The organism is Kibdelosporangium phytohabitans (assembly GCF_001302585.1).
GTDB lineage: Bacteria > Actinomycetota > Actinomycetes > Mycobacteriales > Pseudonocardiaceae > Kibdelosporangium > Kibdelosporangium phytohabitans.
Genome location: NZ_CP012752.1, coordinates 3,599,780 through 3,617,386, shown reverse-complemented (window position 1 = coordinate 3,617,386; position 17,607 = coordinate 3,599,780). Strand labels below are relative to the sequence as shown.

The following is a 17,607-nucleotide window of genomic DNA, read 5'->3' as shown; positions in this document are numbered from 1 at the left end:
GTTCGCTGTGCTTGCCGTCGGCGGCGGTGTACCGGATCGAGACCGGAATCTGACCGGGTTCGTGGAGGACGTCGTCACCGAACCCACCACGATGCCCTGGGGCAACCGCGCGCTGCTGGTGCGCGACCCCGACGGCAACCTCGTCAACTTCTTCGCCCGCCCCTGACCCGCGCCACGAATGTGGCGTCGGATCACGGGTTTACAGGAGGCCGCCGTGGTCGGTCGAGCGCGACCAGACCGCGCATCTGCGGGAAGTCGGTCAGGCGCTGGCCGGTCACCCGGAGATCGCGTCGCCGCCGCCATGACCGGGCCGACCAACCTGTACGCGACCGCGGTGTGCGCGAACCAGCGGGAGCTGTACCACTATCTGACGACCCGGATAGCAGCGCTGCCCACCATCACGCACATCGAGACAGCACCCGTGATCAAAACCATCAAACAGGCCGCCACCCAGATGTAACCGATGGCGGCTTTGTTCGCCATTTCGCGGCGTTCACCGATCAGGCGTGCCGCTGTTCACGCGGATGGAAATTCACGAATAGCCCGGCTGTCATGCCTCACCCACTCAGCGGTACAACGGTTGGGAGTGGCGGTGGGACTGTCGAAGTCGACGGATGCACCGACCTGGAGATGAGGGACAAGATGGCTATGCAGAGACACGCTGCGGCTTATTTCGCGTAGCGGTCTCGGTTGCGGCTGCTTAGTGACTGCTGACCGCGAGTGACGTTCGATGGCCCTCGTGCTGTGCGCGTGGCGTGTGGCACGGGGGCTTTTCGAACCGGGCATGTCCATCGGGGGGTCATCGTCGCTCCCCGCCGATCACGTCGAGTATCTCCTTGGCTTTCTGCGGGGTTCCTTGGTACGGGATGCGCAGTTTTCCGTTCAGGATCGGGTTGCTGATCGCACCGGAGAACAAGACAGTCCTGTCCACTATCGCGGCCATGCGTGTGCCGACGTTGGCTCTGGTCAGTTCGCCGAGCTTGCCGTGCAGATCCTGCGGAAGCTCCAGTGTCAGGTCGTATCCGGAGCCGTGCTGCGCGGGGTCGGCATACGCTTTGACAAACCGTTCGAGTTCCAGCTTGACCGGCCCCAGTGCCAACTGTTCACCGTTGTCGTCCCGCAGTGTGAGCTCCGGCGATGTGTCCACAAGTAGCCGCAGTTCGACCGGACGGCCCTCCGCGCGAGGTGTGCCCGCGGTGTTGGTGGAACACCCGACGCAGAACGCCAGAACAACTGCCATAAGAATTCGAATTCCCCGCACGAAGAACCATCCTATCAATTGTCGTCGGCCGGTCAGCGCCGGTCCACCGGTGAGGTGTCGGCGTTCTCGGTCTGACGGGTGAGGGTGACCCGTCGCGGGGCGATTTCCTTGAGCGTTTCGGCCATCAGCTCTTCGTGCACACGCCTGCGGGGTACTTCGAGGAGGATCACGGGGCGGCTCGGCGTGGTCTGGTCGAGGTAATCGGTGCCCATCCCCGCTGGGACTGCTCGTCGTGTACGCAGCCGCACCCCGATGACCATCGCGTCCCCCGAACCTTCCTCGCCGGGATTGTCGTGCAGCACGAGCTGCTCGACGTCATTCCAGTCCACCGTCCACTGGCCGATTCCGAGGCCCTTGGAATGGAGCAGAAGGATCGTGTTCGCGCGCTTGTAGCGCCTGATCACGGCAGGAGGGCCGCCGACCAGCACGGCCGTGCCGATCGCGGCGATCCACATCTGGTCGAGGAGCACTCCGAGCGCGCCGAACAGGAACGCGATACCGAAGGCGAGCAGGATGCCCAGCCAGAGTGCGCCGAAGCGCCGTCCCTCGAACAGGCAGGGGATGCGGTAGTGCGTGTTCATGGTGCCACCTGGGGAGAGTGTGTCGCTGTCCCCGGTGAAGACCTGGTTTCGCCCTGTTTGGTTGGGGGCGGCTCAGGAATGGCGGTAGGCCACCGCCTGGATGTCCGGGAAGCCAGGGTGCGCGGCATCGAGGGTGACGGGCACGCCACTGCCACAGCCGCGGTTGGAGTACACGAACTGTGTCTGGGTGCTGTTCTTGTAGACCGACCGCGCGACGAACGGCACGTCCGTGCACTTCATGGCACGTTCGACGGGGTACTGCTGTGGGTAGCCCTGGTAGTTCGGCTCGGGGTAGAAGCAGATCCGGTCCTGTCCGCAGTTCGTCGGCAGCGGAACGTCGACTGGCTTCGGTGCCACGGTCGGCGGTGGCTGTGGTGGTGGCGCGGGCTTCGACGGTGCCGATGTCGGCGAAGTGGACGGTGGAGTGCTGCTCGACGCCGATGTGGGCGGCGGCGGTGGGCTGCTCGAAGTGGTGCTGGTGGTGACCGGCGGTGGCACCGCCGACTGGGTTTGCGCGATGGGTTGTTCCTCTGCGTGGGGCCGGGTGATCACCAGCGTGGCCGCGGTGGCGACCGCGGCGACGATCACGGCAGCGGTCGCACTGACACCGACCCTGCGCCAGATGCGGTGCTGCCTGCCCGCGTGCAGGTAGCGCAGTTGGTCAGGCAGGTGCTCGGCCGGTCGCTCGGCGAGCCACCGCAACGCGTCGCGGAGCGGGCGCCCGCGCAGCAGGAGATGCCTGGACCGCTTCGCCCCGTTCCAGCGCGTGACGTGCTGGTCGAGTTGTTCCCGCCACCGCAGGAAGTCGAGATCCTTGTCCAGCCAGTGCCGCAGCCGCGGCCAGTTGTCGATCAGTGCCTGGTGGGCCAGTTCGACGACAACCGTCCCGTCCGCACCGGGACCGATGACGACGAGCCGGTGCTGCGCGAGCCGTCGCGCGAGCCGTTCGACGCCAGGCGCCAGCTGGGCGATGGGCACTGCTCGGCGCGCGAAACCGTCGCCGGAGGGCCGGGCGAGCAACGTGCACAGCCGCCGCAGCAGTTCGGGTTCACCGGGCCCGACGAAGCCGGCGAGTGCGCGTTCGGCGCCCATGGTGATCGCGCCGCTCACCCCGCCGAGCCATTCGTAAGCCGCAGTGGTGACGTACCCGCCGTCGCGTTGCTCCCACAGCTGGGCCAGCAGCGACTCGACGAGCGGCAGTTGCCCGGGTTCGGCGCCCGCGTCGTCCAGTATCTGTTCCACGAGGCCGTTTTCGAAGTACAGCCCCGGTGCGCGCTCGGTCGGACCGGTGATCGCCGCGCGCAGCTGGTTGCGGCCCATCGGCGCCAGGGACACGATCCCGGCATCGAGTGCCTCCGCGGTGTCCTCGGTCATCAACGCGCTGACCGCTTCCCAGCGCAAGGTCAGCACGAGCCTCAGTGGTGGACTGTCGCCCGCTCGGATCAACGCGATCAGCCGGTGCAGCAACTCCTTTGCCGCGGCCGGGTTTTCCGCGGCGAGCTCTTCGAACTGGTCGAGGAACAGCACCGGCAGCGGGGCTCCTGGCGCGACCGCGAGCGCCCCGGCCAGCCAGCGGGTGGTGGCCGGATCACCGGAGAGCCTGCTCTCGAGGTCGGCGGCGATCCGCCGCTGTTGCTGCGCGTCGGCGTCCGGCCGCAGCAGCCTGGCCAGTGCGAAGGCCAGCGAGAACCGTGCCGGGATCGTCGGCAGCGGACGCAGTTCGACGATCGCCGCGCCTGCCTTGCGCAACCTCGGCAGCAGGCCCGCGCGCACCAGCGACGACTTCCCCACCCCGGACTGGCCCAGCACGACCAGGATCGGGTGCCGCCGGAGGGAGTCCTCCAGCCGGGCGATGTCCTCGTCGCGGCCGTAGAAGAACTCGGCGTGCCGTTCGTCGAACGGCTCGAGACCACGATAGGGATTGGGCAGCTGGTCGGGATCAACACCGAGGACCTGTTCGATCGGGATCAGGTACGCGGTCGACACGTCCCGGTGTCCGTCCGCGGCGACAGTCATGCCGACGACAGCCTTGGCGTCGGCGTCCCACACGGGCGTGCCGCTGAAACCTTCGACGACAGGCTGGCCGTTCGGCGCCCCGCGCAGCTGGATCCATTGCGTGCCTTGCTGACCGAGCAGTTGCCCGGACGCCCAGACACCGTCGCTCATCCCCTCGGGGAAGCCCAGTACGCGGAATTCGTGCGTCCACGGCTGAGGAACCCGCCGCATCGGGGGGACACGTGCAGGAGGCCATACGGGATCGGCGAGAGTCAGCAGCGCGATGTCACCGGTGCGGTCGGCGCGTACCGGCACCCACTTCGACACCCTCGCGGAGGTCCGCACCAGCTGGCCACCGGGGTCGGCGAGGGGGAAGTCCAGCACCACGGTGCCCTCGGGCGGGCGTTCGCTCTCCGGGTCGCCACCGAGCGCGGCGGTGACGACGTGCGCGCAGGTCGCCACCCGATCCGGGGCGATCAGGAAGCCGCCGCCGACCACCTGCCCGAACTCGTCGCGGATCCTGGCGATCGACCGGCCCAGTGGCTCGTGGCTCGGTCCGGACCGGTCTGCCATCCCCCGAATATAGCTGTCGGTCACCCACCGTCCTGAGCGGACTTGCGGGTCGACACCGAACACGGAGCTGGGTTATGGGCCCGCCGCGTCCAGCACGTCAGTCTCCGGCGAACCTGGCGATCAGCGCCAACTGGAGTTCGATGGCGCGGCGGCACCGCTCGTTCTCCCGCTCCTGCTCGGTCGTCACCCGCCCGGTGAGTTGCGAAAGGAGGACGGCCTCGTAGCACGAGGACAGTGCTTCTCGCGCGATCTCCGGCGTGAGGTCGCCGACGACACCGTCCACCAGGCTGAGAGCCGCCATTGTCAGCGGGCCGCATCCGGGTCGCATGGGCACGGTCTGCAGCGCGTCCAGCGCATCGGTGAACCCGGTGAGATACGCCTCGTCCAGCCGCCACTGCGGCGCGGACGCCCGGCAGTCCTGGCTGGCCGAGGTGATCAGGGCAGCCGCCTCGGGCGGGAAGTACTCCGCGAACGGCGGGTCGAACAGCGCTGTGGTGCCGTCGATGGCGCTCACGGTGAGCTCGCCCAGGTCGGCGCGTGACAGGGCGTCGAGGGCACCGGCGCGTGGCTTGACGACATGATCCCAGAGCAGCAGCACGTTATCGCTTCCTCGGCTGGTCCCACAGTTGGACGTTCGGGTAGTCGATGGCCCGTCCGGCACAGTCCTGCCGGTCCGGTCCGCACGCCGGGCGGGAACTGGCGATGAGGCCGTCGCCAAGGTACTCGCCCTCGTCGATGGCGTTGTACAGGATCTGCTCCGCGTCGGTGTCGATTCCCGGGTTGAGGTCGGTGGCGAAGACGCGCTCGTAGCCGAGTTGCGCGGCCAGGGCGCGCATCTTCTCGTTCGTGCCGTTCTGGTTCACCGCGTACACGAGACGGCCGCCGAGTTGTCCGGTCGCGACGGTCACGTACCGGTCTCTGGCCGCCGAGACGGTGTCGTGCAGCGCTCGGGCGTCATCCAGCAGCTTCTGCGGGCCGACTGTCGCCGTGGTCGGTTTCCCGTCGGACACCAGGTTGCACGACGTGCCGCAGTTGGCCGGGGGTGGCGCGGCAGTGGGTGGCGCTGCGGGTGGCGCGGGGACGCGTTCGACCTCGTCGATGACGATGCGGCGCCCGTCGACGGACGCGATCGCCTCGCCACCGGCCTTGATGGCTTCGTCGAACCCCTTGTTCCCCGGGCTGGTGCCCGTGGTGGCGGACGGGACCTCCAACGCCTTGTAGTTGCCGTTGGGCTTGGGGACCAGGCCGTCGTAGGTACGCGTCACCTGGAGGTGGGTCCGCGCCGACGCAGGAAGGTTGGCGACCGCGTTGGGTGACATGCGGGCCCATACCTGCCGCTTGTCCACGTCGACGCCATGTTGCTTGGCGTATTCGTCGAGCGCCCGGCTCTGCGGCCGGCGCGACACCGGGTCGCCTCCGTCGCCCGCGACCTGCCGTGGCTGGCCCGGTGCCGCGATCGGCCGACCCTGGTCGCCGCCGGGCGCAACTGGAGGCGGTGGCGGTGGTGCGTCCAGCAGGACCGCTGCTTGCTGGAGCAACTGCTGGCACTCGGCCGCCAGCCGCGCGCCCTCCTGGTTGAACGCCGAGATCTGGGCGCGTTGCTGCTGTTCTTCCGCCTTGAGTTGGGCGCGCCGCTGGTCCTGCTGCGCCTTCTCGCTCTGCAGCCCGGCGGATTCGGCGTTGAGCTGGTTCTTCTCGGTGTTGAGCTGGGCGGCCTCGGCGTTGTACGCGGCCGCTGCCGCGGCCTGCTGAGGCAGTTGGAACTGACGTGGTTTGGCGTTGTGCGCACCGATGCGCGCTTCGAGCACCGACACCTTCCGCGAGTACGCGGCTGCCTTCTGCTCGAGCACCGTGACTTGCTCGTTGAGCGCGACGACCTGCTCGTTGTGCACGTCAACCTGCGCACGCAGTTGCGGTTTCCGCTGGTTGTGCTCGGTGACCTTCCGCGTCTCGGCTTGGATCTCCGCAGCGAGCCGCGCGACCGGGTCACCACCCTGCGCGAACACGGCCGGCGTCGGCACGCCGAGGAGCACCGCCAGCACAGCCACCAACAGCACGGCGACGTGCCGCATCCGGCCGGCCCTCATGAGTTCACCCGGCCGGCGAACTTGTCGAGGATCGCCGCCGCGGCCGGTTTGCCGTCCCCCGCCTGGCACACCGACACCTGAACCAGGGCATTGCCCTTGCGGCGGGCGTGGCGGGCACACGTCCATCCGTCTCCGCCCTCCTGGCTCGCTGTCCACGCCACCGAGTCGGTCGTCGGGGGTTCTGCTTTGTACGTCCACTTGGCCAAGCCGCGGTCCGCGTTGCCCCGCACAGCGGCCGGGCACTGCGCCAGGCCGGTGGTCAGCGTGGTGAACGCGGTCGTGGCACCGGTCTCGTCCGGGTACACGCCGAGCACCTGCGTCACGACGTGGTCGGAGCTGGAGTCCTGATACGACACTGAGCCGAAGCCTCGCCAGCCCCGGGCGTACACGGACGCGGTCGCTGGACCGACCGCGACAGCGCACGCCGGTGGATCGGCGCTGAGCGGACGGGGCGGCTCGGAGACGCTCTGCTGCGCCGCCAACGTGGCGCCGACCAGCGAGCTGACCTCCTCGAGCGGCAGGAACGCCGCTTCGATCGTGCCCGGCGCCACCCTCGCCTTCGGCTCCCCACTGACCGGGTTCGTGCACGCCGCCATGGCCATCACCACGGCGGCCAGCACGCCAAGCCGCCACGAGCCAACCGGAAGACGCATGGGTTCCCCACCTCTCGGGTGTTCAAGACGAAGGCAAAGACCGCCACACAACCGAAAAGGTTGCCACCATTCACCCGTTCGTGGGGCCGTCATCGCGACCCCAACCTTATCGGGCCTCCGCCGGTCTTCCCCACATGAACACTACGATCGCACCTTCGCCGAACCCGGCGACGAGGGGAGAAACGGCTTTCATGACCGTCGGTGACGACACTGCGGAGCACGCGCTGGCCAGCTTGCTCGGCCTCGTACTCCGCGAGATCGCGAGCGGCCCACGCCTGCTCGACGGGCTGGTGCCTGGTGGGACGCGGTCGCGAATCGGCCGGGTCTCCACCGGCGGGCAGGCCAGGGGCGTGCCGTTCGAGTCCTTGCTCGTGGACGTCTTCGACGAGATCCGCGACGCCCTGATCGGGTACACCGTGAAGGAGCTGCGCAGCCACGACGAGGCCGAGGACGTCGTACAGACGGCCTTCATGCGCATCTACGCGCGGAAACCGGACATCAACGAGCCGCAGCGGCTGCAGGCCTACGCGTGGCGGGTCGTGAAGAACCTCGTCAACGACGAAGTGCGCCGCACCGTGACCGATCGCCACCACCTCGACAGCGGGTCCCCGGAGCACGTCGGTCTGCTCTGCGAACAGGCCGGGCTCCGTGTCGACGACCTCGTCTCATTGCGGGACGTGCTGCTGTCCGCGTTGGAAAGCCTGTCGCCGAGGGAGCGGGAGGCGGTCGTCCTGCGCGGCTACGGGGACTACTCCCTGGCCGAGGTGGCGAAGATCATGGGCGTCGCGCTCGGTACCGCGAAAAGCTACGCACACCACGGGTTCGCCAGGCTCCGGGCGCACCTGGAAACCCGGCAATGACCGGTGACGCACCCGACCACCTCCGCCGCAACCCGCGTTGGCTCGCGGAAACCCTGCACCCCCGCTCCGGCAACCGGCTCGCCTGCGTGGCGGTGCTGCTCACCGGCAGAGCAGACCTGGCACAGGACGCCGTACACACCGCGTCGGCGCGAGTGCACCTCTCCGGCGACAACGACCTGTGCCTCGCGCGCGCCCTCATCGACGAATCACGCGACCACGAGCAACCGGCCGAACCAGGGCCGCCGTGACGCTTGGGCGATCTCACCAACCGGGCCCCGAGTCAATGGGCGGGGACCGAAACGCAGATCAGCCGGGTCTCCTCAAGAGCTTCCACGATCCCCGGCGCCTGCTCCGGGACGTGTACGAACTCCCCTGCCCGGACCGTTACCGCGTCGCTGCCGGTTCCCACTCTCAACGACCCGCTCAGGACCACCCAGATTTCCGCGTAGGGAGCCGGTAGGTCGGCTTTGGCTCCCGCACGGAACAACGCCGTGTACGCGCTCATGGGCCCGCCCTCGTCCTTCGTGAGAGCCGGTGCGATGGAGATCTGGTGGTCGCCGAAGTGGATGGCGTCATCCCCGATCGCAGAGCTGAACTTCCTGGCGCGCGAAGGCGCGTTTGCCATGTCGTACCTCCGCTTTCCCGAACCGGCTTGCAAGCGCCGTCAGTCGTACGACAACATCAGGAGACGTACTCGGCTATGGAGCCGGCGTGCACGGGCGCCCCTTGCACCCGTGCTCCTTCCTCTTCGCCACCCCGTGGTCGAGAAGACCTTCATGAACTGGTCGATGTCGGCGACCTTGGCACCGGTGACGAGCATGCTCCCCGCTTCCTCGCTGATCGTCGGAACGCAAGGCCATGCTGACAGTTCAAGTGCGGTTGAGGTCAAGCGCGCCTGCGCGGGACCGGCAAGGTCCACTGTGGACGACTCGGGACCGGCCGCACCCGCATGTGGTGTGCCGGTCATCGCCGGACACGGCTGCGCGCGTTCGACGCTTCGATGACACCACGTGGAGTGCATCGCCCTGCTCGGGTGTCAGCAGGGGTCCTGGGTCGCCGAGTAGGTGACGGAGTGGCTGCCGCCATAGCCGGAGATGGAGACATTGGTACTGCCGGTGCTTGCTACGAAGAAGTTGCTCGGCGTGATCTTCACGACCGTGCCGTTCGCGAGCGTGGCCGACGCGGTGAACTGGATCGACTTGTCACTGAGCCGCGTGGACTGCAGCAGTCCGGAATCCGAAGTCGCGTTGAACTGGTAAGGCGGGTAGATCTTCGTCGTGGCAACGGTCCACGTGCTGCCCGCGGGGATCGACCCGTTCGCGACGATGCTGAACTTCATGGTCGAGCCGACCGGCCCCTCGCAGACGTGACCGAGCACCGCGGCCCGAGGTCCGGCGTTCGCGGCGCTGGTGATGCCGGCGAACAACGTCACCACGACGGTGAGCACAACAACGATTCGATTTCTCATGAGTTCGAGCGTGCCGCATTCACGATGGCCTCGAAAGGCCCGCCTCGGGTCCCGGCCAATTGGCTGCACCGCGCCACAACTCGACGCTGACTCGATGACCTGCCCTTTGCCCGCACCAGCGCCTCCAGGCCCACGAACTCGAACTTGCATGATGCGGCAAGCCGCACGGCGGCCCCGGCCGAGTTCGACCAGGTGCGGTCCGAGTTTGCGTAAACCGTTGCGCAGCAGCGTCCTCAACGACCTCGTCCGGTCCGCTTCACCGCCGCGTTGACTGGTAACCCTTTAAAGGGTTACGCTCGGAGTCATGGCGTACGGCAGGAGGCTGGCCTGATGGTGGTTCGTCTTACTACCCGGCAGTGGGGCGACGGCGATCGTCATGCCCTTCTTCTGCACGGGATCAACTCCTCGGGCGGCACCTGGTGGCGAGTGGCGGACGCGCTCGGCGCACAGGGCTTCACTGTCACCGCTCCTGATCTGCGGGGCCACGGCGACAGTCCGCGTGCCTCGCGCTACGCGGCTGCCGACTACGCCGCCGACGTCCGTGCGCTTCGCGAGCGCTGGGATCTTGTCGTCGGGCACTCGCTCGGCGGGCTCGTCGCCGTGCACGCCGCGCTCGATCCGGATTGGACCGCACGGCTGGTGCTGCTTGATCCCGCGGTCGAACTGCCGGACAGTGACGTCGAGCGCTACACCGAGCTCAACGTGCAGGAAGTCGTGCGTCCACAGGATCCTGAGGCGCTGCTGGCGGCGAATCCGCAGTGGCACCCGGAAGACGCGCGTCTGAAGTTCCTCGCGGTGCTGGCAACCAGTCCTTTCGTCGCTGAGCGAACGATGCGGGACAACGCGCCGTGGCACTATCTCCCCGATGTCGGGGCGTTGCCCGTGCCGACTCTGATCCTGGGCGCCGATCCCGCCGTCGGCGCCGTTTTCGGGCCGGATCTGGGTGACGTCGTCGCCGCGGCCAATGCGGGGATCGAGTACCGGGTTGTGCCCAACGCTGGGCATTCGGTGCACCGTGACGCCCCTGAGGATGTTCTTGAGGCGATCGCCGCCTGGGTGGGTTGAGCATGCGTGACCGCATCCCGCCGTTGCCGTCGCGTGATCCACCGGCGGCCAACGCGGCGATCGAGCAGGGCGCGCAGTACTTCCTCTGGATCGCAGGCGATCCCGTGGTCGACTTCGTCAACACCGTCCGCCTGCGTCACCGTGGCGGGGTCGAACTCCTTCGAGTACCAGCGGATCTCGACGCCTGGCTCGCCACCACCTTCGGCACCACGAGCCGCCGGAGTACCCAGGGCGATCTGGCCACGGCCCGTAGTCTGCGGGAAGCGGTCGACCTGTGCCTGCTCGCCGCCGCCGGACATGCGACCGTCGTCCCCAACGCTCTCGCACACCTCAACCAGCACATGGAGCAGGCGCCTCTCGTCTGGAACGGTGAATGCTTCACCCGCGCGCCCGCCGCCACCGCCGCGCAGGCGCTCAGCCGACTCGCCGCCGACGCGGCCACGTTGCTTGAGCACCGTGCCCACCACATACGCCTGTGTGACGGCCCCGACTGCTCGCTGCGTCTCGTTGACGCGTCGCGGGCGCGGCCCCGACGGTGGTGTTCGATGGCGGCCTGCGGCAACCGGACGAAGGCGCATCGCCGCCGCGGCCGGGCCACGCAGCCTGGCACGGGCTGATTCAAGCCACGATCCCCCCGTTTGACGGATGGTCCTCACGCCGTGCGCCGGTCCAGAATTACCAGTTCCAGTCAGTGAATCAGCCAGAACTCCCACTGTGCTGCCCGGTATGGCCCAGCGGCGAAGGAGGCCGGCATGGCACGACGACGGCACCGAGCAGCCGCCCTTGCCGCGGGCGTCGTTGTGCTTGCGGCGCTTGGGGTTCCGGTCAGCTCGGCAACGGACATCGGTGACGCCCACCGGGCGGCGCCGAGCAAGGTCGCTCGCTGGGTGGTTGACATGGACGCCACCCGGTTGCGCGAGTTGCTGGTCAGCGGCAAAGTCAGTTCAGTCGGACTGGTCAAGGCGTATCGGGCACGTATCGACGCTTACGAGCAGGCGTACGCCAACCAGCCTGGTATCAACGCGGTCATTCGCAGTAACCCCACGGCGATCGCCGACGCCGCCCGGCTTGACGCCGAACGCCGACGCGGGCATGTCCGCGGCCCGTTGCACGGCATCCCGATCCTGATCAAGGACAACTACGACACCGCGGCCATGCCCACGTCCAACGGCTCGCAGGCGCTGCGACGCTGGCGTACCGCCGACGACGCCGAACAGGTCGCGCGGCTCCGCGAGGCCGGTGCGATCATCGTCGCCAAGACCAACCTGCACGAGTTCGCCTCCGGCATCGAGACGATCAGCTCCCTCGGCGGACAAACCCGCAACCCGTACGACCAGAAGCGCACCCCGGGCGGATCCAGTGGCGGCACAGGCGCCGGCATCGCGGCCGGTTTCGGCGCTGTCGGCCTGGGCTCGGACACCTGCGGCTCCATCCGCAACCCGGCAGCGCACAACAGCCTGGCGGGATTGCGTCCCAGCCAGGGACTTTCCAGCCGCGACGGCATCGCGCCCCTGTCGGACACCCAGGACGTCGGCGGTCCCATCGCCAAGTCAGTCAGCGACATCGCGCTGGTTCTGGACGCCACCGTCGGATACGACCCGGATGACCCGTCCACAGCGGCGTCCGTCGGCCGGATTCCGCAGACCTACACCGCCGCGCTGGGCGACACCGCGCTGGTCAACGCCCGCATCGGCGTACTCACCGACTACCTGGGCACCTCGGCCGCGCAACAGGCGGCGACAGCGCTCGTCCGGGCAGCCGCGACAGTGATGGCGGCGCAAGGCGCGACCGTCATCGACCTGCCGGCCCAACCCGCGCTGATGTCAGCCGTCGACGCCTCCAGCGTGTTCGCCGACGAGCACGAGCGTGACCTCAACCGTTACCTGGCGGCGCCAGGTTCGCGGTTCCCGCGCGCACTGGCCCGGTTGGAGGCACCAGCGGGCCTGGTGACACTGGACGACATCATCACTTCCGGTCAGGTCACGCCGACAGTGCTCGAGCGGCTCAAGGACCGGCAAGGCCGCTCCACCGGCCCGCAGGACGCCTACCACCAGCGGCTTGTCCGCCGCGGGGAAGCGAAGCAACTGCTGCACAAGCTCCTGGCCGACAACGACTTGGACGCGGTGGTCTACCCGACAGTCCAGCAGCAGGCCGAGCTGATCGGTCAACCACAGCAAGGGAACAGGCCCTGCGCCCTCGCCGCCAACACCGGCTTCCCCGCGCTGACACTCCCAGCCGGCTTCACCCCGGACGGCATGCCGGTGGGCGTCGAACTGCTGAGCGCGCCATTCAGCGAACCGGCGCTGCTCGGGTTCGGCTTCGATTACGAGCAAGCAACACACCACCGGCGGCCACCGGGAAGCACCCCGCCCCTGACCTGACCGGGTCGTGCGAGCCAGACGTACGGGTGCCGGCGCTGATCATCGCGGCTCCTCCTGATCGATCGCTGTCTCAGCTCGGGCTGACCGGGCGGGACCGCGGAGGCAGAGCACGCCCAGGCCGAGTGAACCGAGCACGGTCAGCAGTCCCAGCCCGCCGACCATGCCGACCTGCAGCCGGAGCGAACCGGGCGAGGAATGCGCCCAGCCGGCACCGGCGAGGATTTCGTCGCCGATCGCGAGCCTGTTACCGGTCACCGTGCCGCTGCCGGTCCGGCCGTCGGGGAACCGCCACGCCGCGCCCGCGGATGGCGCCTCGGTGCTCGGCGAGCTGTCCCCCGCCTGCCGTCTCACCTCGGTGACCACCGCGATCTCGCCGTTGACGAGCAGGCCGAGATCACCCGCCACCGACGACCAGAACACGGCCCCCAGGATCAGCAACGGCGCGATCAGGCCGAGCAGCGCAGGAATCGATCGCCGCTGCTTTCCTTCCGTGCTTGTCTTCCCACCAGCCACTGAACCAGGCTGGTGCCTGACGGACCACCGGCGTACCAGCCGATCTGCTCGACTTCACCGTCATGCACACGACAGGACGATCACCGCCTGCCGAGCTCAGCCGCATTGTCGGTCCCCTGTGACACTCTGGTTCTCGACGAGACGAGGGGATGGGACCTTGACCGGAGACCCGGATGCCGACCGGAGCCCGCGTTCGGCGACCGATGATGAACGGTTGGCCGCCCAGCGGGCGGTTTCACCGCGGATCGCGCTGATGGAACGCTTGAACCTCCTCGAGGGCGAAGTGCCCGGGGCTGCTGCTTATCAGGCCGCGCACCGGCTCCTGCCGAAGCAGGACTCGTCTGCGGGGACAGCACTTCCTCCGTGGGCGCGCTGGGACGAAGCCACCGGCGGCTGGTCGGTGGACCACGCGGTCGCGATGCGACTGTGGTCGCCGTCCGACGGGATCAGTCTTCCGCCGCCGAAGATGGTGGACTCGTTCTTGACGGGCTATGCCGAACGCACCGGGGACGACAGCGCGCGCCCACTGATCGAGCAACTCTACGCAGAGGCCGAGAAGCGGCTGCGCGACGGTGGCGGTGCGCCGGAGACGCTCCCGTCAAACGACCGCGCCGACGCCGTCGCCGTCGCCGAGCGGTACGGGTTTGGCGAGTTCGTGGAGACGGTCGTGCTCGGTTCCCCGTCCGGACGGTTCGGCATCGCGCTGGTGTTGGCGGTGCTGCCCGCGTTCTTCGGGATATTGCTGCTGTTCCAGGCCAACGGGGACGCGCTCGCCCTCGTGGGCGGCGTCGTCCTCACCGCGGTGGCAGCCGGGATCCTGGCCATGGGCGTCGTCGCCCGGCGCAGACCGAAACCGTTGTCCCGTCAGTTATTCCTGTTCACCGGTGGCATCGTCTTCGGCGTCGACGGCGTGCTGGACCCGTACGCGTGGCCGGATCTGGAGGTGGTCGAGAAGGCCGTCGTCTCCAACGTCGGTTCGGATCACCACGAGGTCCGGCAGAAACTGCTCCTGGTCGGCCCGCTCGGCAAAAGCACGCAGTTCATCGTCCCCACGCCGTACCGCGAGAGCGTCATCGCGCTCGCCAGGGCGGGCGGCGCGACGATGGCCAATCGCTGACCCGACCGTCCCCGACGGCGGACCCAGCCCGGCAATCCACAGTGGACTTCCCGGAAGGACCCGACGGCAGAAGACGCTCCACGTCGTTGCTGACACACCCCCTGTCCTCGCCTGTGTGATCACCGGGCCGACGATCAGGGTTCGGCCAGGGTCCACAGCCGTGGCCGATCCGCGCCGTGCGTGACCACGTTCAGCACCCCGTTCACACACCGCGGCGGCGACGCACTGCCCTCGTCGATCTCGAGCACGTCCACCCGGGTCTGCCCAGGCGCCCACCGAACCAACTGCCCCAGCCGCTCGGCGCCGACGGCCTGGCTCAGCCAATACACCCGGCCACCACAGGTGTGGACGTTCACCGCGTTCGCGTCGAGGATCAGCTCGATGTTCCCCCGGCGCGCCATCAGCGGGCCCGGGTCCGCCACGCCCACCTCGTACGGCGGGAAATCCGCTGTCAGCTCCCAGTCCGCGGTGTGCAGGAGAACCGCCGCGCGGCACGCCCGCTCCCCTGTGGACAGGACCTCCGGAGTGAGCGCCGCGCCCATCCGGAACCACCGGACGCAGTGTTCGCCGGAGCGCACCTCGCGCCACTGCACCGAGTCCAGTTCGGCGGTCAGCAACGAGATCGTCGTCCCGTCCGGCGTGCACCGATCCATCTTCGGCTGGAGCGTGGCCGCGTCCAGGACCACCAGGCACTGGTCGGATCGCTGCACGACAACCAGGCCCGCCGCCACGGCCACCGGCCCGGGTTTGGCCCCGGTGTACTGCCCAGTCCGCGCTCCCGCCACAAGATCCACTGTGGACAGCCGACCTGCCTCGGCCTCGTGCACCACGAGCCGGGTGCCGTCCACCATCGCCGACAGCGTCTCGGCGCCGCGTGCGACCTCTGCGCCGTCCTCGGTCACCAGGCGGTGAGTTCCGTCCTGCGCCAGCACAGGAAACACCGCGCGCTCGACGTCCACGGCCGACCTGTGCGCCTGCTCGATCCCGGCAGGCAACGGCACCTCACGCCAGTTGAGCCTGCTGCCCAACGGAGTCACCCGATCCGCGTGCATCACGACGGGCGCGACCGAGGAAGGCGGCGGTTCGGGAGATTTCGCAGGCGGCTCACGTAACAGCACGACCACGAGCACCACGGCCGCGAGCACAGCCAATCCGACCCAGCCCCTGCGCATCCACCTGTCCTATCGTGTCCCCCGCACCGTGTCGAGGCGCCGATCATTCCGCTGGTCTGAGGTTCTTGCGCTGGTTGGCATGGAAGCGCGCCTTCTTCTGGCGGTTCCCGCACGTGTTCATGTCGCACCATTTGCGGGTGCGGCTCTGGCTGGTGTCGAAGAAGGCGGCCTGGCAGGTGGGTGACGCGCACAGAGCCAGTTTTCCGTCTCGTTCACCCGCGATGACACTGATCGCGTCGGCGGCGATCACGCTGAGGGCATCCTCCACGCTGGAAGCCGGGCTGAGCCGCCATTGCCGCTTACCCTCCGGCGTCAGGACAGCCGCGGCCCTTCCCTGGACGCTGCAGTCATTGATGACCTGGACAGCGGACGCGGGGAGCGCGTCCTGGATCGCGGCTGCTGTCGCGGCGGCGTGAATCGACTCCCTCAGCTCCCGGGCGAGGTCGAGCTGGGCGGTGGTGCAGGAGTCCACGGCGAGGCCGTTCAGTGCCAGCCAGTCGACGAGCCGGTCCGGGGTGGGAATGCGCTCCACGGCGGCGCCATGCCGCTCCGACAGTGTGCCCGTGAAGGTCGTCGCCAGCACGTTACCTAGGCGGAAGTCGGGCAACCCAGCACGCATGGAACCACCTTAGCTGGTTGCGCACCGACCCGGGCACCTGTTAGAACCGTCTTAGACGGTTCCACGATGACCAGGAGGTCTCATGTCCCGTCCGACCAGCGACGTCCAAGCGTTCGAAGCCCGCGCGACCGACGCCGACCTCGACGACCTGCGCGCACGACTAGCCGCGGCGCGACTGCCGGAGGCCGAGACGGTCCGTCGCGACGCACACGACCCGGACCGATGGCATCAGGGCGTTCCGCTCGCCGACCTCGTGGATGTCGTGCACTACTGGCGGACCGGCTACGACTGGCGGTCGTTCGAAGCCCGTCTTGACCAGGTGGGCCAGTTCCGCACAACCATCGACGAGCTGGGAATCCACTTCCTGCACCGCCGATCCACGCGCCCGGATGCCACTCCGCTGATCCTGACGCACGGCTGGCCAGGCAGCGTTGCCGAGTTCACCGACGTGGTGGACGAACTGGCAGAGCCGCAAGACGCGAACGCGCCCGCGTTCCACGTCGTGGTCCCGTCGCTGCCAGGCTTTGGCTACAGCGACAGGCCGGCCACCACCGGCTGGGGCACCGAAAAGATCGCGGCCGCGTGGGTGGAGCTGATGGACAGGCTCGGCTACACCAGGTTCTTAGCCCACGGCGGCGACTGGGGAGGCGTGATCACCACGATCCTCGGCGGCAGATTCCCGGACCAGGTTCTCGGCATCCACACAACGTTCGCGGAGGAACCACCCGGACTGACAACGGACAGGCTGACGGCGATCGAGCGCGAGTGGACCGAGGAAACCCGCGACTTCCAGCGCCACCACACGGCATACGCCAAGCAGCAGGCGACCCGGCCGCAGACCATCGGCTACTCGCTCGTCGACTCCCCGGTCGGCCTTCTCGCCTGGATCCTCGACAAGTTCGCCGAGTGGTCCGACACCGGCGACAGTCCCTTCGAGACGATGTCCAGAGACAGGGTCCTCGACGACGTCACCCTGTACTGGCTCACGCGGACAGGCGCGTCAGCGGCCCGCATCTACCACGAGAGCTTCAACTCGCTCGATCCTGACCTCCGTGTCGACGTCCCGACGGCCATCACCATGTATCCCCGCAACATCGAGAAGTGCCCACGCCCCTGGGCGCAGGAGCGGTACCGTCAGATCGTCCGATGGCGGGCACCCGGAACCGGCGGCCATTTCCCATCGCTCGAGGTTCCGGAGTACTTCGTCAAAGACCTGCAGGAGGGCCTCGCGGCAGTGCTGGCCGCGCACCGGTGAACCCCGC

General features: G+C 68.4%; 19 protein-coding genes and 1 pseudogene. 9 read left to right on the top strand and 11 right to left on the bottom strand.

Annotated features, from left to right (window positions below):
- Nucleotides 1-73: 73 nt before the first annotated feature.
- Nucleotides 74-166 (top strand): annotated as a pseudogene (locus AOZ06_RS54020) (VOC family protein); the annotation flags it as partial.
- Nucleotides 167-301: 135 nt separating this feature from the next.
- Nucleotides 302-460 carry a hypothetical protein gene (locus tag AOZ06_RS54015; protein ID WP_225954814.1) on the top strand — a complete coding sequence of 53 codons (159 nt, stop codon included), beginning with the start codon at nucleotides 302-304 and terminating at the stop codon, nucleotides 458-460.
- Between the two features lie 339 nt (nucleotides 461-799).
- Here the strand turns inward: AOZ06_RS54015 and AOZ06_RS16760 are convergent, their stop codons facing one another.
- The 6 genes from AOZ06_RS16760 to AOZ06_RS16735 form a co-directional block, all read right to left on the bottom strand.
- Nucleotides 800-1,240 carry a SecDF P1 head subdomain-containing protein gene (locus AOZ06_RS16760; protein WP_054290249.1) on the bottom strand — a complete coding sequence of 147 codons (441 nt, stop codon included), beginning with the start codon at nucleotides 1,238-1,240 and terminating at the stop codon, nucleotides 800-802.
- Nucleotides 1,241-1,293: 53 nt separating this feature from the next.
- A complete protein-coding gene (locus AOZ06_RS16755) occupies nucleotides 1,294-1,842 on the bottom strand; it encodes a hypothetical protein (protein ID WP_054290248.1) in 549 nt (182 codons plus the stop codon).
- Between the two features lie 72 nt (nucleotides 1,843-1,914).
- Entirely contained in the window at nucleotides 1,915-4,410 is a 2,496-nt protein-coding gene (locus tag AOZ06_RS16750; RefSeq protein WP_054290247.1) for an nSTAND1 domain-containing NTPase, read from the bottom strand.
- Nucleotides 4,411-4,507: 97 nt separating this feature from the next.
- The gene (locus AOZ06_RS16745) at nucleotides 4,508-5,008 is read right to left on the bottom strand and encodes a hypothetical protein (RefSeq protein WP_054290246.1); all 501 of its coding nucleotides are present in this window, start codon (nucleotides 5,006-5,008) and stop codon (nucleotides 4,508-4,510) included.
- A gap of 1 nt (nucleotide 5,009) precedes the next feature.
- Nucleotides 5,010-6,497, bottom strand: coding sequence for a hypothetical protein (locus AOZ06_RS16740; protein ID WP_157233069.1), 1,488 nt, complete (start codon nucleotides 6,495-6,497; stop codon nucleotides 5,010-5,012).
- Nucleotides 6,494-7,150 carry a sensor domain-containing protein gene (locus AOZ06_RS16735; RefSeq protein ID WP_169798935.1) on the bottom strand — a complete coding sequence of 219 codons (657 nt, stop codon included), beginning with the start codon at nucleotides 7,148-7,150 and terminating at the stop codon, nucleotides 6,494-6,496. Before AOZ06_RS16735 ends, AOZ06_RS16740 begins: the two co-directional genes overlap by 4 nt.
- A gap of 191 nt (nucleotides 7,151-7,341) precedes the next feature.
- On the opposite strand from AOZ06_RS16735, the gene AOZ06_RS16730 reads away from it, so the two are divergent.
- Together AOZ06_RS16730 and AOZ06_RS16725 are read left to right on the top strand one after the other, a co-directional pair.
- Nucleotides 7,342-8,010, top strand: a complete 669-nt coding sequence (locus AOZ06_RS16730; RefSeq protein WP_054290243.1) for an RNA polymerase sigma factor — start codon at nucleotides 7,342-7,344, stop codon at nucleotides 8,008-8,010.
- Nucleotides 8,007-8,258, top strand: a complete 252-nt coding sequence (locus AOZ06_RS16725; protein ID WP_054290242.1) for a hypothetical protein — start codon at nucleotides 8,007-8,009, stop codon at nucleotides 8,256-8,258. The genes AOZ06_RS16730 and AOZ06_RS16725 overlap by 4 nt, the downstream gene beginning before the upstream one ends.
- A 32-nt stretch (nucleotides 8,259-8,290) precedes the next feature.
- Here the strand turns inward: AOZ06_RS16725 and AOZ06_RS16720 are convergent, their stop codons facing one another.
- Nucleotides 8,291-8,635 (bottom strand): cupin domain-containing protein, encoded by a 345-nt coding sequence (locus AOZ06_RS16720; protein ID WP_054290241.1) that lies wholly within the window; start codon nucleotides 8,633-8,635, stop codon nucleotides 8,291-8,293.
- Nucleotides 8,636-9,046: 411 nt separating this feature from the next.
- Complete coding sequence (locus AOZ06_RS16715; RefSeq protein ID WP_157233068.1) at nucleotides 9,047-9,478, bottom strand: hypothetical protein; 432 nt, start codon at nucleotides 9,476-9,478, stop codon at nucleotides 9,047-9,049.
- A gap of 330 nt (nucleotides 9,479-9,808) precedes the next feature.
- Here AOZ06_RS16715 and AOZ06_RS16710 point away from each other — a divergent pair, with 330 nt between their 5' ends.
- The 3 genes from AOZ06_RS16710 to AOZ06_RS16700 all read left to right on the top strand — a co-directional run bounded on the left by AOZ06_RS16710 (nucleotide 9,809) and on the right by AOZ06_RS16700 (nucleotide 12,924).
- Nucleotides 9,809-10,543, top strand: coding sequence for an alpha/beta fold hydrolase (locus AOZ06_RS16710; protein WP_063810052.1), 735 nt, complete (start codon nucleotides 9,809-9,811; stop codon nucleotides 10,541-10,543).
- A 2-nt stretch (nucleotides 10,544-10,545) separates the two neighbouring features.
- A complete protein-coding gene (locus tag AOZ06_RS16705; RefSeq protein ID WP_054290238.1) occupies nucleotides 10,546-11,160 on the top strand; it encodes a CGNR zinc finger domain-containing protein in 615 nt (204 codons plus the stop codon).
- A 135-nt stretch (nucleotides 11,161-11,295) separates the two neighbouring features.
- Complete coding sequence (locus AOZ06_RS16700) at nucleotides 11,296-12,924, top strand: amidase (protein WP_054290237.1); 1,629 nt, start codon at nucleotides 11,296-11,298, stop codon at nucleotides 12,922-12,924.
- Nucleotides 12,925-12,963: 39 nt separating this feature from the next.
- Here the strand turns inward: AOZ06_RS16700 and AOZ06_RS16695 are convergent, their stop codons facing one another.
- Nucleotides 12,964-13,437, bottom strand: coding sequence for a hypothetical protein (locus tag AOZ06_RS16695; RefSeq protein ID WP_054290236.1), 474 nt, complete (start codon nucleotides 13,435-13,437; stop codon nucleotides 12,964-12,966).
- A gap of 253 nt (nucleotides 13,438-13,690) precedes the next feature.
- Here AOZ06_RS16695 and AOZ06_RS16690 point away from each other — a divergent pair, with 253 nt between their 5' ends.
- Nucleotides 13,691-14,554, top strand: coding sequence for a hypothetical protein (locus AOZ06_RS16690; RefSeq protein ID WP_157233067.1), 864 nt, complete (start codon nucleotides 13,691-13,693; stop codon nucleotides 14,552-14,554).
- Between the two features lie 134 nt (nucleotides 14,555-14,688).
- Here AOZ06_RS16690 and AOZ06_RS16685 read toward each other — a convergent pair whose 3' ends face one another.
- Nucleotides 14,689-15,726, bottom strand: a complete 1,038-nt coding sequence (locus tag AOZ06_RS16685; RefSeq protein WP_054290234.1) for a hypothetical protein — start codon at nucleotides 15,724-15,726, stop codon at nucleotides 14,689-14,691.
- A 43-nt stretch (nucleotides 15,727-15,769) separates the two neighbouring features.
- Nucleotides 15,770-16,345, bottom strand: a complete 576-nt coding sequence (locus tag AOZ06_RS16680; RefSeq protein WP_054290233.1) for a CGNR zinc finger domain-containing protein — start codon at nucleotides 16,343-16,345, stop codon at nucleotides 15,770-15,772.
- 82 nt (nucleotides 16,346-16,427) lie between these two features.
- Between AOZ06_RS16680 and AOZ06_RS16675 the strand changes: the two genes are divergently transcribed.
- A complete protein-coding gene (locus AOZ06_RS16675) occupies nucleotides 16,428-17,600 on the top strand; it encodes an epoxide hydrolase family protein (RefSeq protein ID WP_054290232.1) in 1,173 nt (390 codons plus the stop codon).
- Nucleotides 17,601-17,607 lie beyond the last annotated feature (7 nt).

Coding starts and splice junctions, on each gene's coding strand:
- AOZ06_RS54015 (WP_225954814.1), top strand. CDS start 302: ATGACCGGGCCGACCAACCTGTACGCGACCGCGGTGTGCGCGAACCAG.
- AOZ06_RS16760 (WP_054290249.1), bottom strand. CDS start 1,240: ATGGCAGTTGTTCTGGCGTTCTGCGTCGGGTGTTCCACCAACACCGCG.
- AOZ06_RS16755 (WP_054290248.1), bottom strand. CDS start 1,842: ATGAACACGCACTACCGCATCCCCTGCCTGTTCGAGGGACGGCGCTTC.
- AOZ06_RS16750 (WP_054290247.1), bottom strand. CDS start 4,410: ATGGCAGACCGGTCCGGACCGAGCCACGAGCCACTGGGCCGGTCGATC.
- AOZ06_RS16740 (WP_157233069.1), bottom strand. CDS start 6,497: ATGAGGGCCGGCCGGATGCGGCACGTCGCCGTGCTGTTGGTGGCTGTG.
- AOZ06_RS16735 (WP_169798935.1), bottom strand. CDS start 7,150: ATGCGTCTTCCGGTTGGCTCGTGGCGGCTTGGCGTGCTGGCCGCCGTG.
- AOZ06_RS16730 (WP_054290243.1), top strand. CDS start 7,342: ATGACCGTCGGTGACGACACTGCGGAGCACGCGCTGGCCAGCTTGCTC.
- AOZ06_RS16725 (WP_054290242.1), top strand. CDS start 8,007: ATGACCGGTGACGCACCCGACCACCTCCGCCGCAACCCGCGTTGGCTC.
- AOZ06_RS16720 (WP_054290241.1), bottom strand. CDS start 8,635: ATGGCAAACGCGCCTTCGCGCGCCAGGAAGTTCAGCTCTGCGATCGGG.
- AOZ06_RS16715 (WP_157233068.1), bottom strand. CDS start 9,478: ATGAGAAATCGAATCGTTGTTGTGCTCACCGTCGTGGTGACGTTGTTC.
- AOZ06_RS16710 (WP_063810052.1), top strand. CDS start 9,809: ATGGTGGTTCGTCTTACTACCCGGCAGTGGGGCGACGGCGATCGTCAT.
- AOZ06_RS16705 (WP_054290238.1), top strand. CDS start 10,546: ATGCGTGACCGCATCCCGCCGTTGCCGTCGCGTGATCCACCGGCGGCC.
- AOZ06_RS16700 (WP_054290237.1), top strand. CDS start 11,296: ATGGCACGACGACGGCACCGAGCAGCCGCCCTTGCCGCGGGCGTCGTT.
- AOZ06_RS16690 (WP_157233067.1), top strand. CDS start 13,691: ATGGAACGCTTGAACCTCCTCGAGGGCGAAGTGCCCGGGGCTGCTGCT.
- AOZ06_RS16685 (WP_054290234.1), bottom strand. CDS start 15,726: ATGCGCAGGGGCTGGGTCGGATTGGCTGTGCTCGCGGCCGTGGTGCTC.
- AOZ06_RS16680 (WP_054290233.1), bottom strand. CDS start 16,345: ATGCGTGCTGGGTTGCCCGACTTCCGCCTAGGTAACGTGCTGGCGACG.
- AOZ06_RS16675 (WP_054290232.1), top strand. CDS start 16,428: ATGTCCCGTCCGACCAGCGACGTCCAAGCGTTCGAAGCCCGCGCGACC.